The organism is Hydrogenophaga sp. IBVHS2 (assembly GCF_002127215.1).
Classification (GTDB): domain Bacteria; phylum Pseudomonadota; class Gammaproteobacteria; order Burkholderiales; family Burkholderiaceae_C; genus Hydrogenophaga.
Genome location: NZ_NFUT01000004.1, coordinates 45,222 through 59,828, shown reverse-complemented (window position 1 = coordinate 59,828; position 14,607 = coordinate 45,222). Strand labels below are relative to the sequence as shown.

Sequence of the window (14,607 nt, the reverse complement as noted above, 5' to 3'; positions counted from 1 at the left end):
GCCCCTGGAGCCGCACCATGTCCGATGAACGCCCCGTGTCCGACCCCGCCGCCGACGAATCCCTGCCGGGCGACGAGGGCACCGGGCTGATCCGCATCCGGGGGGCGCGCCAGCACAACCTCAAGAACCTCGACCTGGACATCCGCACCGGCGAGCTCACCGTGGTGACCGGCCCCAGCGGATCGGGCAAGTCCAGCCTGGTGTTCGACACCCTGTTCGCCGAGGGCCAGCGGCGCTACGTGGAGACCTTCAGCGCCTACGCGCGCCAGTTCCTGGACCGCATGGACAAGCCGGCGGTGGACCGGGTCGAAGGCGTGCCGCCGGCCATCGCCATCGACCAGACCAACCCGGTGCGCAGCTCCCGCTCCACCGTGGGCACCATGACCGAGCTCAACGACCACCTCAAGCTGCTCATGGCGCGGGGTGCGGCGCTGTTCGACCGCGACACCGCGCTGCCGGTGCGCCACGACACGCCCGAGTCCATCCTGGCCGAGCTGCACCGCCGCGTGGCCAGTGCCGAGGCCGGGGCGGACCCGCGCCTGGTGGTCACCTTCCCGGTGGAGCTGCCGGCCAACACCAGCGCCGAAGAGGTCGAGCAGTGGCTGTCGGCCAGCGGCTACACCCGGGTGCAGTCCGAACGCGTGGTGCAGCGCGGCGATGCGTCGGTCAAGCTGCTGGACGTGGTGGCCGACCGCTTCCGCCTGGGCAGCGCCGAACCCGCCCGGGTGATGGAGGCCATCGAGACCGGGCTCAAGCGCGGCAGCGGCCAGCTCACGGTGCACGTGATGTCCGCCGAGGGCGAAGAACGGGTCTGGAAATTCAGCACCGGCCTGCACTGCCCGGAAAGCGACATCCGCTACGCCGACCCGGCGCCGTCCATGTTCTCGTTCAACTCGCCGGCCGGTGCCTGCGAGTCGTGCCGCGGTTTCGGCCGGGTGATCGGGGTGGACTACGGCCTGGTCATCCCCAACGACAAGCTCACCCTGCGCTCCGGTGCCATCAAGGTGTTCCAGACCCCGGCCTGGAAGGAGTGCCAGGACGACCTGATGCGCCACGCCGAGGCCAGCGGCATTCCGCGCGACACGCCCTGGGCCAAGCTCACGCCGGAGCAGCAGCACTGGGTCAAGCACGGCTCGCCGCAGTGGAACGGCAAGTGGAACCAGCACTGGTACGGCGTGGACCGGTTCTTCGAGTACCTGGAGAGCAAGGCCTACAAGATGCACATCCGGGTGCTGCTGTCCAAGTACCGCAGCTACACCGAATGCCCGACCTGCAGCGGCGCACGTCTCAAGAACGAGAGCCTGCTGTGGCGCATCGGCACGAAGGCACAGGCGGATGCGGTGCTGCCGCCCGAAAAGCGCTTCATGCCGAACGGGGTGAAGTGGTCGCGCGCGCAGCTGGAAGCCTTGCCGGGGTTGTGCCTGCACGATCTGATGCTGTTGCCGTTGTCGTCGTTGCGGGTGTTCTTTGCCTCGTTGGCCGAGCGCGAAGCGGAGGCAGGGGTCGGGCCGGGCGACGATTTGGGCCTGCCGTATGAGGAGCCCGGCCTGACCCCTGCCTCCGCCCCCGCCCCCGCCAACAGACGAGACATGACAGGAGAGCAGCAGGCCCTCAACCTCCTGTTCACCGAGATCAACACCCGCCTGCGCTACCTCTGCGAAGTCGGCATCGGCTACCTCACGCTCGACCGCCAGAGCCGCACCCTCAGCGGCGGCGAAGTGCAGCGCATCAACCTCACCACCGCACTCGGCACCTCGCTGGTCAACACCCTGTTCGTGCTGGACGAGCCCAGCATCGGCCTGCACCCGCGCGACATGGCCCGCATCAACGACGCCATGCTGCGCCTGCGCGATGCCGGCAACACGCTGGTGGTGGTCGAGCACGACCCGGCCGTGATGCTGGCCGCCGACCGCCTGATCGACATGGGCCCCGGCCCGGGCGAGCGCGGCGGGCAGATCGTGTTCGACGGCACGCCGCATGCCATCCGCCGCGCCGACACCCTCACCGGCGCCTACCTGGGTGGCCGCAAGACCATCGGCATGGGCTTCAAGCGGGCGGTGACCGACAGCACGCCGCGCCTCATCCTGGAAGGTGCGCGCGAGCACAACCTGCAGAACGTGTCGGTGGAGATCCCGCTGCAGCGCCTGGTGGTGGTGACCGGCGTGTCCGGCTCCGGCAAGTCCAGCCTGGTGCAGGACGTGCTGGCCCCCGCGCTCATGCGGCACTTCGGCCAGTCGACCGAATCGCCCGGCGCGCACGACCGCCTGCTGGGCGCCGAACAGCTCGGCGATGTGGTGTTCGTCGACCAGTCGCCCATCGGCAAGACGGCGCGCTCCAACCCGGTGAGTTACGTGGGTGCGTGGGACGCCATCCGCGCCCTGTTCGCCGATGCGCCGCTGGCCCGCCAGCGCAGCTATACGCCGGCCAAGTTCAGCTTCAACAGCGGCGACGGCCGCTGCCCCACCTGCGGCGGCTCCGGCTTCGAGCATGTGGAGATGCAGTTCCTGAGCGACGTGTACCTGCGTTGCCCGGACTGCGACGGCCGCCGTTACCGGCCCGAGATCCTGGAGGTCACCATCACCCGCGACGGCCATGCCATGAATGTGGCCGACGTGCTCGACCTCACCGTGAGCGAAGCGGCGCAACGCTTTGCCAACGACCGCGAGGTCATCCGCGCACTCCAGCCCATTGTCGATGTGGGCCTGGAATATGTGCGGCTGGGCCAGCCGGTGCCCACGCTTTCGGGCGGCGAGGCGCAGCGCCTCAAGCTCGCCGGTTTCCTGGCCGAGGCCGCCAAGTCGGCCAGCGCCAGCCGCCAGCCGCTCTCGCGCAAGGGCACGCTCTTCCTGTTCGACGAGCCCACCACCGGCCTGCACTTCGACGACATCGCCAAGCTCATGCGCAGCCTGCGCAAGCTGCTGGACGCCGGCCATTCGCTGGTGGTGATCGAGCACAACCTGGACGTGATCCGCGCCGCCGACTGGCTGATCGACCTCGGTCCCGAGGGTGGGGCGGGCGGTGGCCTGATCGTGGCCGAAGGTCCGCCCGAAGAGGTGCGCCTGCACCCCACCAGCCACACCGCCCAGGCCCTGCGCGAATACGCCGAGGCCATGGACGGCCCGGCCCTGGCGGCCGAGCCGGCACCGCGCCTGCGCCCGGTGCCCGAGCATGCCGACGCCATCCGCATCGTCAACGCCAAGGAACACAACCTCAAGAACCTCAGCGTGGACATTCCGCGCGGCCAATTCAACGTCATCTCCGGCGTCAGCGGCTCGGGCAAGAGCACGCTGGCCTTCGACATCCTGTTCAACGAAGGCCAGCGCCGCTACCTGGAAAGCCTCAATGCCTATGCGCGCAGCATCGTGCAGCCGGCCGGCCGCCCCGAGGTGGATGCGGTCTACGGCATTCCGCCCACGGTGGCCATCGAACAGCGCCTGTCGCGCGGCGGGCGCAAGTCCACCGTGGGCACCACCACCGAGGTCTGGCATTTCCTGCGGCTGCTGTATGTGAAGCTGGGTACCCAGCACTGCGTGCACGATGGCGCGGCGGTCATGCCGCAGAGCCCCGACAGCATCGCGGCCGCCATCCTGCGCCGCTACAGCGGCCAGCACATCGGCCTGCTGGCGCCGCTGGTGGTCAACCGCAAGGGCGTCTACACCGAACTGGCCGACTGGGCCCGCCCGCGCGGCCACACCCACCTGCGGGTGGACGGCGAATTCCTGCCCACCACCGGCTTCCCGCGCATCGACCGTTTCAAGGAACACACCATCGAGCTGCCGGTGGCCGACTTCGTGGTCGACCCGGCGCAGGAGACCGTGCTGCGCGACGCCATTGCCCGCACGCTGGAGCTGGGCAAGGGCACGCTGACCGTGCTGCATCCGTTGAACGACCTGGCCGCGGCCCTGCAGGAGGGCCGCAGCACCCGCGACATCGGCCGGGTGGAGAGCTTCTCCACCACCCGCGCCTGCCCCATCTGCGCCACCAGCTACCCCGAACTCGACCCGCGCCTGTTCTCGTACAACAGCAAGCACGGCTGGTGCCCGGACTGCGTGGGCACCGGCGTGCGCCTGAGCCGCGAACAGCGCAAGGCGCTGGACGATTCGGTGCGCGACGACCGCGAGAAAGGCCGCGAGCAGAGCTTTGCCGAACCCGAGGTGGAAGACGTCACCGACGAGGCCTGCCCGACCTGCGAAGGCACCCGCCTGAACGCCCAGGCCCGCGCCGTGAAGTTCGGTGGCGTGGGCATCACCGAGATCGCACGGCTGTCGGTGGGCGAGGTGCGCCAGCGGGTGCGGCAGATGATGGACGGATCGTCCCTGTCCGGCCGGGAGGCCGACATCGCCCGCGACCTGCTGCCGGAAATCGAAAGCCGCCTGGCCTTCCTGGAAGACGTGGGCCTGAGCTACCTCACGCTGGACCGGGGCGCTCCGTCGCTCTCCGGCGGCGAGGCGCAGCGCATCCGCCTGGCGGCCCAGCTGGGCAGCCACCTGCAGGGCGTGTGCTATGTGCTGGACGAGCCCACCATCGGCCTGCATGCGCGCGACAACCGCATCCTGCTGGACGCCCTGCACAAGCTGGGCGGGCAGGGCAACACGCTGGTGGTGGTGGAGCATGACGAGGACACCATCCGCCGGGCCGACCACATCATCGATATCGGCCCGAGTGCGGGTCGGCGTGGGGGGCGGGTGGTGGCCCAGGGTTCTGTGGACGACCTCTCGGCTTCGCCGGAATCCTTGACGGGGCGGTACCTGCTGCATGCGATGAAGCATCCGTTGCAGGCTCGCCGTTTGGTGGTCGCCGGGGATGGGGTGGCCCCGGGCTCCTCATACGGCGAGCCCAAATCGTCGCCCGGGGCCACCCCATCCCCTCGGGGCAAGGGCAAGCCGAAAGCCAAGGGTGCAGACATGGCTGGTACGAGCGCCCAGGTCGCGGCGGGCGCGGGTGCGCCGGGCGACGATTTGGGCCTGCCGTATGAGGAGCCCGGCGCACCCGCGTCCGCCGCCCCCCCAAGCTCTCCGCCAACGAAACCGGTGGAAGAGTGGATCGAAGTCAAAGGCGCGAACCTCCACAACCTCCAGAATGTGGACGCCAAGGTCCCCCTGCGCCGCCTCGTGGTCGTCACCGGCGTCTCCGGCTCCGGCAAGTCCACCCTGGCCCGCGACGTGCTGCTCACCAACGTGGCCGCCGCCGTCACCGCCCGCAGCACCGCCGCCGGCCGCAAGGCCTGGGACGCGGGCGAGCGCCCGGCCTGGGTCGGCTGCCAGCGCGTGCTCGGCACCGAACCGGTGGACCGCGTGCTGGAAGTCGACCAGACCCCCATCGGCAAGACCCCGCGCAGCTGCCCGGCCACCTACATCGGCTTCTGGGACACGGTGCGCAAGCTGTTTGCCGACACGCTGGAAGCCAAGGCGCGTGGCTACGGCCCCGGCCGCTTCTCGTTCAACACCGGCGCCGGCCGCTGCCCCACCTGCGAAGGCCAGGGCATGCGCACCATCGAGATGAGCTTCCTGCCCGACGTGAAGGTGCCCTGCGAGACCTGCCGCGGTGCCCGCTTCAACGTCGAGACCCTGGCCGTGACCTGGCGCGGCAAGAGCGTGGGCGACGTGCTGCAGATGGCGGTCGACGAGGCGGTGGAATTCTTCGCCAGCATGCCGGCCATCAGCCACCCGCTGCAGCTGCTCAAGGACGTCGGCCTGGGCTACCTCACGCTGGGTCAGCCCAGCCCCACCCTGTCGGGCGGTGAGGCCCAGCGCATCAAGCTGGTCACCGAACTCTCCAAGGTGCGCGACGAGGTGGGCCGCCGTGGCCAGAAGGCGCCGCACACGCTGTATGTGCTGGACGAGCCCACCGTGGGCCTGCACATGGCCGACGTGGAGAAGCTCATCCGCGTGCTGCACCGGCTGGTGGACGGCGGCCACAGCGTGGTCGTCATCGAACACGACCTCGATGTGATGGCCGAGGCCGACTGGATCATCGACCTGGGGCCCGAGGGCGGATCGGGCGGTGGCCGCATCGTGGCTGCCGCAGCGCCGGACGAGGTGGTGCGGCTGGACACCCACACCGGGCGGGTCCTGGGGCCGGTGCTGGCGCGAAGCTGATCGCCCGTGTTGCCGGGGGCCTCAGCGCCCTGGCAGCGGCAGCGCCGTCTTGTAGCGCACCTGCTTCAAGGTGAAGCTGGAGCGGATCTTCTCGATCTCCGGAATGGGGGCGAGCCGGTCCAGGATGAAGCGCTCCAGCGCGGCCATGTCGGCCACCACCACGCGGATCAGGTAGTCGGAATCGCCGGTCATGAGGTAGCACTCCATCACCTCTTCGTGGTCGGCGATGCCGGCCTCGAAACGGGCCAGGGCTTCCTTGCTCTGGGTCTTGAGGCTGATGTTGATGAACACGCTCAGGCCCAGCCCGAGCCGCGCCGGGTCCACCAGCGCCACATAGCGGCGGATCAGGCCGGACTGCTCCATGGCCTTGACCCGCGCCAGACACGGCGAGGGCGACAGGCCCACCCGCCGCGCCAGCTCCACGTTGGAGAGCGAGCCGTCGTGCTGGAGCTCGTGGAGGATGCGGCGGTCGATGGGGTCCATGGTGTTTTGTGCTGAGTTGATGTTGTCCGGCAGCACGATCGGCTGACTGGCTGCCAGATGGTCGGCATTTTGGCAGCACATGCCGGGCGCTTGTGCCTACAGTCGTCGGTCATGAACGCCCCTTCCGCCCTCCCTTCCGAACTCCTCCACGCCATCGACGCCGACCCGCAGGAAACCGCGGAATGGCACGAAGCCTTTCTGGCCCTGTTGCAGCAGGCCGGCCCGGCCCGGGCGCGCCAGCTGCTCGATGGCCTGGCCGGGCTGGCGGCGCACCAGGGCGTGGGCTGGAAGCCCAGCCTGAACACGCCTTACGTCAACACCATCCCGGCCGACCGCCAGCCGCCGTTCCCGGGCGATCTGGCCATCGAGGAGCGGCTGGCCTCGCTGATGCGCTGGAACGCCCTGGCCATGGTGGTGCGGGCCAACACGGCGTATGGCGAACTCGGCGGCCACATCGCCAGCTACGCCAGTGCGGCCGACCTGTTCGAGACCGGCTTCAACCACTTCTTTCGCGCCGGCCGGCAAGGCGACCTGGTGTTCTTCCAGCCGCACAGCGCCCCGGGCGTGTACGCGCGGGCCTTTCTGGAAGGCCGCCTGACCGAGGCCGACCTGCTGCACTACCGGCAGGAGATCACCGCCGGCGCCAGCGGCGCGCGCGGTCTGTCCAGCTACCCGCACCCCTGGCTGATGCCGGACTTCTGGCAGTTCCCCACCGGCTCCATGGGCCTGGGCCCGATCAGTTCCATCTACCACGCCCGCTTCATGCGCTACCTGGCGCACCGGGGGCTGCAGGACACGGCCGGCCGCACCGTGTGGGGCGTGTTCGGCGACGGCGAGATGGACGAGCCCGAGAGCATGAGCGCGCTCACCCTGGCTGCCCGCGAAAAGCTCGACAACCTGGCCTGGGTGGTCAACTGCAACCTGCAGCGGCTCGATGGCCCGGTGCGCGGCAACGGCCGCATCATCGACGAGCTCGAACGCCTGTTCGCCGGTGCCGGCTGGAACGTGATCAAGCTGGTCTGGGGCAGCGACTGGGACGGCCTGTTTGCCCGCGACCACCACGGTGCCCTGCTGCGCGCCCTGGGCGACACGGTGGACGGCCAGATGCAGACCTTTGCCGCCAAGGACGGCCGCTTCAACCGCGACCACTTCTTCGGCCAGAACCCCGAGCTCGCGGCCCTTGCCCAGGGCATGACCGACGAGCAGATCGACCGCCTCAAGCGCGGCGGGCACGACCTGGTCAAGATCCACGCCGCCTACGCCGCCGCTGCCGCCCACCGTGGCCAGCCCACCGTCATCCTGGCCCACACCAAGAAGGGCTACGGCATGGGCAGCGCCGGCCAGGGCAAGATGACCACGCACAGCCAGAAGAAGCTCGATGGCGACGAACTCATCGAATTCCGCAACCGCTTCAACCTGCCGCTGACCGACGAGCAGGCGCGCGGCCTGAGCTTCTACCGCCCGGCCGACGACAGCCCCGAGATGCGCTACCTGCGTGAACGGCGTGAGGCCCTGGGTGGCGCCATGCCGCGTCGAGAGACCGCGTGCGACGTGGTGCCGGTGCCGGCCCTCGATCGCTACGCCAGCTTTGCCCTGCAGGCCGGCGGCAAGGAGATGAGCACCACCATGGCCTTTGTGCGCATGCTGGGCAATCTGCTCAAGGACCCGGTGCTGGGCCCGCGCGTGGTGCCCATCGTGGCCGACGAGGCCCGCACCTTCGGCATGGCCAACCTGTTCAAGCAGGTCGGCATCTACAGCAGCGTGGGCCAGCGCTATGCGCCGGAAGACATCGGCTCGGTGCTGAGCTACCGCGAGGCGCTGGACGGCCAGATCCTGGAAGAGGGCATCAGCGAGGCCGGGGCCATTGCCAGCTGGACGGCGGCGGCCACCAGCTACAGCGTGCACGGCCTGGCCATGCTGCCGTTCTACATCTACTACTCCATGTTCGGCTTCCAGCGCGTGGGCGATGCCATCTGGGCCGCCGCCGACCAGCGTGCCCGCGGCTTCCTGCTGGGCGCCACCTCGGGCCGCACCACGCTGGGCGGCGAGGGGCTGCAGCACCAGGACGGCAGCAGCCACCTGGTGGCCGCCACCATCCCCAACTGCCGCGCCTGGGACCCGGCCTTTGCCGGCGAGCTGGCCGTCATCCTGGACACCGGCATGCGCGAGATGCTGGTGGAGCAGCGCGACGTCTTCCACTACATCACGTTGATGAACGAGAACGTGGCCATGCCCGACCTGCCCGAGGGCGCGGCCGAGGGCGTGCTGCGCGGCGCCTACCGCTTCGCGCGCTTCGGCGCCGGTCTGACCGACCGCGTTGTGCTGATGGCCTCGGGCGCCATCGTGGGCGAGGCCATCCGGGCCGCGCAGGCCCTTGAAGCGCAGGGCGTGGGGGCCGACGTGATCAGCGTCACCAGCTGGAGCGAACTGGCCCGCGACGGACAGCGCTGCGACGACAGCGGCACCGGCACGCCGTGGATCGCGCAGCTGCTGCAGGACTCACCCGGCCGCATCGTCATGGCCAGCGACTATGTGCGCGCCTTGCCCGACAGCATCCGCGCCTGGCTGCCGGCTGAGCGCCGCTGCACCACGCTCGGCACCGATGGCTTCGGGCGCAGCGATACGCGGGCGGCGCTGCGGGCGTTCTTCCGGGTGGACGCGGCTTCCATCGCACAGGCCGCCACCCGGGGTTAAGCTGCCAGGGGTGCAACCGGTCGTCATCCACATCCACCCCGAAGCGCCCCCCAAGCCGGCACTGGGCCAGCCCTGCAACGGCTGCGGCCTGTGCTGCCTGGCCGAGCCGTGCCCGGTGGGCATGGTGATCTCGCGCAAACGCACCGGTGCGTGCGATGCGCTGCGCTGGCAGGCCGATGCCGCGCAATACCGCTGCGGCCTGCTGACCGACACCGCCGCCGTGCTGGGTCCGCGCTGGACCTGGGCCGCGCCGCTGCTGCGGCGGCTGGCGCGGCGCTGGATATCGGCCGGCAGCGGGTGCGACGCCGATCTGCAGCGGGACCCCGGCTAGACCGCTGCGCGGGTGCGACTGCGGATCATGGGCTGTGGCCGTCGACCGGCATCACCCGCCGCGTTCCAGCCGGCCCTCGAACTCGATCGTTGCGTTGAGAACCATGTTCTCCAGCCCCATCGTTTGTGCATGGACGGCCGCTTCTTTCAGCTTGACCGACAGACCGGCGCGCAGGGCCGGATCCGGCCAGGCGACGATCTGCCGGATGAAGGGGTTGTCTTTGTGTGCGGGTGCGAACAACTGGTAGAGGTGGCCCGCCAGATAGCTGACGGGAATCCGGTCCAGCAGGGCCAGGAGGGCCTTGGTGGTCGTTGCAGCGTCGTGTGGTGGGCCCTGGTCGAGCAGGGCTTGCAGCAGTTTCCGCAGACCCCCCATGAAAGGGTCGGCCCCGAACGCGATGAACTGCATGGCCGGCTTCAGAAGGCCCTCGGAGAGGCTTGCCGTGTCGGCCAAGGTCTGTGCCGGGGTCGGGTCGTGAGCCAGGCATGACGGATGGGCCTGTGCCAGGCTTTCCAGCAGCTTCAGCGTTCCCTGCAGGGCCTGTGCGAGTCCGTTGAAGCCACCCCTGTCCTCGACGAGCTGGACGATCAGCCGTTCGACGAAACGGACGACGGCCTGGGCCTGCGCCGGCGTGATCTCGATTCCCTTGGCCAGTCGCTCCAGACCGGACGCGACGCTGTCCCATTCGACCGGAGGTTCGGTCTTGAGCATCCGGTCCAGGGTGCCCATGCACGCAGGCGGCAGCCCGAAATGGCCGATCAGCGTGTTGCCGACCTGCTGGGCGGCCTCGTGCTTCGGCCCGGACGGCTGGCGGGAGTGAAGCGCATCGAGCGCCAGCGTTTCCTGCGTGGTCAGGGCCGGGGCCATGAGGCGCTGCGACGCTCGTGCAAGCCGGTCGATGGTGTCTGCCGATGCGTCCGGGTTCTGGCGGTGGACATGGAGGGCCACGGCCACCATGTGTCCCAGCGCACGCACGGTGCCCGCCTTCCGGGCGCAGGTTGTCAGGCTGCTGTGGCTGATCGGGTGGATGAGATCCCCGAACGCGTGCACACAGTGGCGGATCCTTTCGGCCTCCGGCAGGCGCTGGAGCAGTTCGAGCGCCGATTCGGCCTGTCCGTGGTGCATCAGGTCGGCTGCGAGGTGGCACAGGAACCGGCACGCCATGGATGTCAGCGGCTGGCCCCGTCCCAGCTGCTGCAAGGCCAGAGCAAGGTCAGGGTTCGCGCTGCCCAGATGGGGAATCACCGACGGGTTGACACCCAGCAGTTCGACCAGAACATCCAGGCCGGCGAGGTAGGGGTCGATCCATTCGGGGACCTCGGCATGACCGGGCAATTCGATCTCGATGTCATGCACCCCGGAGCGTGTGGCCGTCACGGACAGGAATGGCGTGCCTTTGGACCGCAGTGTCCGCGCGATGTCTTCGCGTATGTCCTTCAGGAGGGACTCATCGGCGCCCAGCGGTGGTGGCAAAGGGCAACCGATGGTGGTGGTCCTGCCCTGTGTGCGGACCGCGGTGCGGGAGTTCGGGGGCGTCTGGGGGGTTCCGGAGATCATGAACGGAGGGGAGAGTGATGGGAGCCCCTTCGTGACAAACCCCGGTTCACGGATTCGCGGCGGATCGAATTCTTGATGGAATCATCATGGTCGGGCCGCCCCCCGGTTCAGCGCAGCAGCAGTGCCACCAACCCAGCACTCAGCGCCAGCACCGCCCAGATCAGCATGCGGGTGCGCAGGCGCAGCTTGTTCACCGCGTCCACCAGGCGGGCGTTCTGCTCCGCCAGTTCGGTCACCATCTGGGCGGTCTGCTGCTGCACCGCGGCCTGCTGGTCGATGAGCTGGCGGGCTTCGATCAGGCGGTTGCGCAGCTCGCCCAGGCTGGGCGGTTCGGCGTTCGGGTCCAGGGGCGGGCCGGGCGGCACCACCGGCGCGGGGGTGGCGCTCTGCCGCTCCATCAGCTTGCGGGCGGCATTCAGCACCTTGGGCGCGTGCTCGATCACGTCGCCCCAGGGGATGTACTTCAGCGCGGCGATCCAGGGCAGGGCCATGCGGTTCCTTTCAGTCGGTGGACGATGGAGTGGCGCGGGGCACCCCGGGTTCCCGCAGCAGCCACACGCCCAGCGCCGCCACCGCCAGCAGCAACACCGGGAATCCCAGGGCGGGCGCCCATTGCAGGGCCGCTGCGCCCAGCACCGGCGCCAGCACGCCGCCCAGGGTGTAGCTGAGCACCAGCACGGCGGTGCTGTTGACCAGGGTGATGCCTTCCTCGCGTGAGCCGATGTCGATCATGGCCAGGGTGTACAGACAGCCGCCGGCCCCGCCCCAGACAAAGGCCACCGGTGCCGCCAGCCAGGGCGTCCCGGCCACGAAAGGGATGACCACGGTGGCGCCCAGCGTGATCCAGGCACAGACCCGCATCAATGTGTGCCGCGCCTGGGCCTCGTTGCCCCAGCGCTGCTGGGGGTGGTGGCCCATGCGGTCGGCCAGCAGGCCGGCGGGCAGCATCATCAGGGCGCTGCCCAGCCCGCTGGCCGACACCAGCAGGGCGGCCAGCGTGGCGCCCAGGCCCAGGGCCAGACCGTAGAGCGGCAGGATGGCGGTCAGGCCGCTTTCAAAGAAGCCGCCCACGAAGCCCACCGCCATGACCATGGGGTGGGCCAGCACCGCGTGCCACACGCCGCCCAGACCGACCCGGGCCTCGTGCGCATCGGCTGCGGGTGGCAGGCGCGGAATGATCAGGCTCCACACCAGGCCGGCGGCCATGAAGCCCAGGGCGGTCCAGATGGCGGCATCGTTCTGCGGCCCGATCCAGGCCAGCAGGGCCGGGCCGACCACGAAGGTGATGCCCACCATGGTCTCGAACAGGCCCACATACCGGCCGCGCTGACCCGGCGGCGAGAACTCGGCCACCACCGCCTCGGCCAGCACCCAGCGCAGGCCGGAGGCCATGCCGGCCGCCAGCTTGAGCACGAACCACACGCCCAGCAGCGGCGACAGCGCAAAGCCGGCGGTGGCCACGGTGGGAATGAGGGCCGCGAGCCACAGGGTGGGACGTCGGCCCAGGCGGCGGGTGACGGCCGAGGCAAATGGCGTCATCAGGAACACGCCCAGCCAGCCGGTGGCGGCAAACACCCCGGCCAGTGCGGTGGACACGCCGCCGTCCTTGAGCCGCAGGATCAGCAGCGGCGTGAGCATGAAGTAGCCCACCAGTTCCAGAAAGGTGCTGCCGAAGATGGCCAGCAGGCCCAGGCGGGCCTGGGGTGGTGGTGGCACGGCGGGGCCGGTCGACGAAATGGGGACAGTCTGCATGGAGCGCGGCAGTTTCTCACAGGGGCAACCCCCTCGAATGGACGGGAATGGACCCCGGCCGCTACAATCAACGGCTTCCGAGGAGCGTTGCAGCGTTCCCCCCATGCAGCAGCATGGCGCGGGGCGTGAGGCTCGGACTGTTCTGCAACGACGCTCATCCACTGGTTGTGCGATGGGCTTTTTTTTCGCCCGGCCGGTGGCTCAACCCCTCAATCCGGAGCGAAAACATGAATGCACGACTGAACACCGCCGTCAACGCCGACTGCGTCATTGCCGACATCGGCCTGGCCGAATGGGGCCGCAAAGAGATCAAGATCGCCGAGACCGAAATGCCGGGTCTCATGGCCATCCGCGAAGAGTTCGCCGCCAGCCAGCCGCTCAAGGGCGCGCGCATCACCGGCTCGCTGCACATGACCATCCAGACCGCTGTGCTGATCGAGACCCTGCAGGCGCTGGGTGCCCAGGTCCGCTGGGCCTCGTGCAACATCTTCTCCACCCAGGACCATGCCGCTGCCGCGATTGCCGCCAACGGCACGCCGGTGTTCGCCATCAAGGGCGAGACCCTGGCCGACTACTGGGAGTACACCCACCGCATCTTTGAATTCGGCGCCGCCGGCACCCCTGGCGAAGGCCCCAACATGATCCTGGACGACGGTGGCGATGCCACGCTGCTGATGCACCTGGGTCAGCGCGCCGAGAAGGATGCCTCCATCCTGAACAACCCGCAGAGCGAGGAAGAGACCTGCCTGTTCAACTCGATCAAGGCCAAGCTGGCCCAGGACCCGACCTGGTACACCCGCAAGGCCGCCGAGATCATCGGCGTGACCGAGGAAACCACCACCGGCGTGCTGCGTCTCAACGAGATGTCCGCCAAGGGCACGCTGCAGTTCCGCGCCATCAACGTCAACGACAGCGTCACCAAGAGCAAGTTCGACAACCTCTACGGCTGCCGCGAGTCGCTGGTGGACTCCATCAAGCGCGCCACCGACGTCATGATCGCCGGCAAGGTCGCCGTGGTGGCCGGTTACGGTGATGTGGGCAAGGGCTCTGCCCAGGCCCTGCGCGCCCTCTCTGCCCAGGTGTGGGTGACCGAGATCGACCCCATCAACGCCCTGCAGGCCGCCATGGAAGGCTACAAGGTGGTGACCATGGAATACGCCGCCGACAAGGCCGACATCTTCGTGTCCGCCACCGGCAACAAGAACGTCATCCGCTACGAGCACATGGCCGTCATGAAGGACGAGGCCATCGTCTGCAACATCGGCCACTTCGACAACGAGATCGATGTCGCCAGCCTCGAGAAGCTGCAGTGGGACGAGATCAAGCCCCAGGTCGACCACGTCATCTTCCCCGACGGCAAGAAGATCACCCTGCTGGCCAAGGGCCGTCTGGTGAACCTGGGCTGCGCCACCGGCCACCCCAGCTTCGTGATGTCGAGCTCGTTCGCCAACCAGACCATCGCCCAGATCGAGCTGTTCACCAAGAAGGAGCAGTACGAGAACGGCAAGGTCTATGTGCTGCCCAAGCACCTGGACGAGAAGGTCGCCCGCCTGCACCTGAAGAAGGTCGGCGCCATGCTGACCGAACTGACCGACGAGCAGGCCGCCTACATCGGCGTGAAGAAGGAAGGCCCGTACAAGGCCAACACCTACCGCTACTGATGGTCCCCCCCGCGCCGCCTTCGGCGTCACC

At 69.1% G+C, this 14,607-nt stretch carries 8 protein-coding genes and 1 riboswitch; of the genes, 4 read left to right on the top strand and 4 right to left on the bottom strand.

The window, feature by feature from the left end:
* Positions 1–17 precede the first annotated feature (17 nt).
* Positions 18–6,098 carry an excinuclease ABC subunit UvrA gene (gene uvrA, locus CAP38_RS11055; protein ID WP_086121472.1) on the top strand — a complete coding sequence of 2,027 codons (6,081 nt, stop codon included), beginning with the start codon at positions 18–20 and terminating at the stop codon, positions 6,096–6,098.
* Between the two features lie 21 nt (positions 6,099–6,119).
* Here uvrA and CAP38_RS11050 read toward each other — a convergent pair whose 3' ends face one another.
* Positions 6,120–6,581 (bottom strand): Lrp/AsnC family transcriptional regulator, encoded by a 462-nt coding sequence (locus tag CAP38_RS11050; protein WP_086121707.1) that lies wholly within the window; start codon positions 6,579–6,581, stop codon positions 6,120–6,122.
* A 111-nt stretch (positions 6,582–6,692) separates the two neighbouring features.
* On the opposite strand from CAP38_RS11050, the gene mdeB reads away from it, so the two are divergent.
* Both mdeB and CAP38_RS11040 read left to right on the top strand, forming a co-directional pair.
* Entirely contained in the window at positions 6,693–9,275 is a 2,583-nt protein-coding gene (gene mdeB, locus CAP38_RS11045; RefSeq protein WP_086121471.1) for an alpha-ketoglutarate dehydrogenase, read from the top strand.
* A gap of 10 nt (positions 9,276–9,285) precedes the next feature.
* Positions 9,286–9,606: a hypothetical protein gene (locus CAP38_RS11040; protein WP_086121470.1), complete on the top strand. Its 321-nt coding sequence runs from the start codon at positions 9,286–9,288 to the stop codon at positions 9,604–9,606.
* A 51-nt stretch (positions 9,607–9,657) separates the two neighbouring features.
* Here the strand turns inward: CAP38_RS11040 and CAP38_RS11035 are convergent, their stop codons facing one another.
* The 3 genes from CAP38_RS11035 to CAP38_RS11025 all read right to left on the bottom strand — a co-directional run bounded on the left by CAP38_RS11035 (position 9,658) and on the right by CAP38_RS11025 (position 12,915).
* The gene (locus CAP38_RS11035; RefSeq protein ID WP_143435816.1) at positions 9,658–11,163 is read right to left on the bottom strand and encodes a hypothetical protein; all 1,506 of its coding nucleotides are present in this window, start codon (positions 11,161–11,163) and stop codon (positions 9,658–9,660) included.
* Positions 11,164–11,270: 107 nt separating this feature from the next.
* Positions 11,271–11,654, bottom strand: coding sequence for a hypothetical protein (locus tag CAP38_RS11030; RefSeq protein WP_086121468.1), 384 nt, complete (start codon positions 11,652–11,654; stop codon positions 11,271–11,273).
* Between the two features lie 10 nt (positions 11,655–11,664).
* Positions 11,665–12,915 carry an MFS transporter gene (locus tag CAP38_RS11025; RefSeq protein ID WP_086121467.1) on the bottom strand — a complete coding sequence of 417 codons (1,251 nt, stop codon included), beginning with the start codon at positions 12,913–12,915 and terminating at the stop codon, positions 11,665–11,667.
* A gap of 74 nt (positions 12,916–12,989) precedes the next feature.
* Positions 12,990–13,078, top strand: a riboswitch (S-adenosyl-L-homocysteine riboswitch).
* Between the two features lie 64 nt (positions 13,079–13,142).
* Here CAP38_RS11025 and ahcY point away from each other — a divergent pair.
* A complete protein-coding gene (ahcY, locus tag CAP38_RS11020) occupies positions 13,143–14,576 on the top strand; it encodes an adenosylhomocysteinase (protein WP_086121466.1) in 1,434 nt (477 codons plus the stop codon).
* The last annotated feature ends 31 nt before the right edge of the window (positions 14,577–14,607 follow it).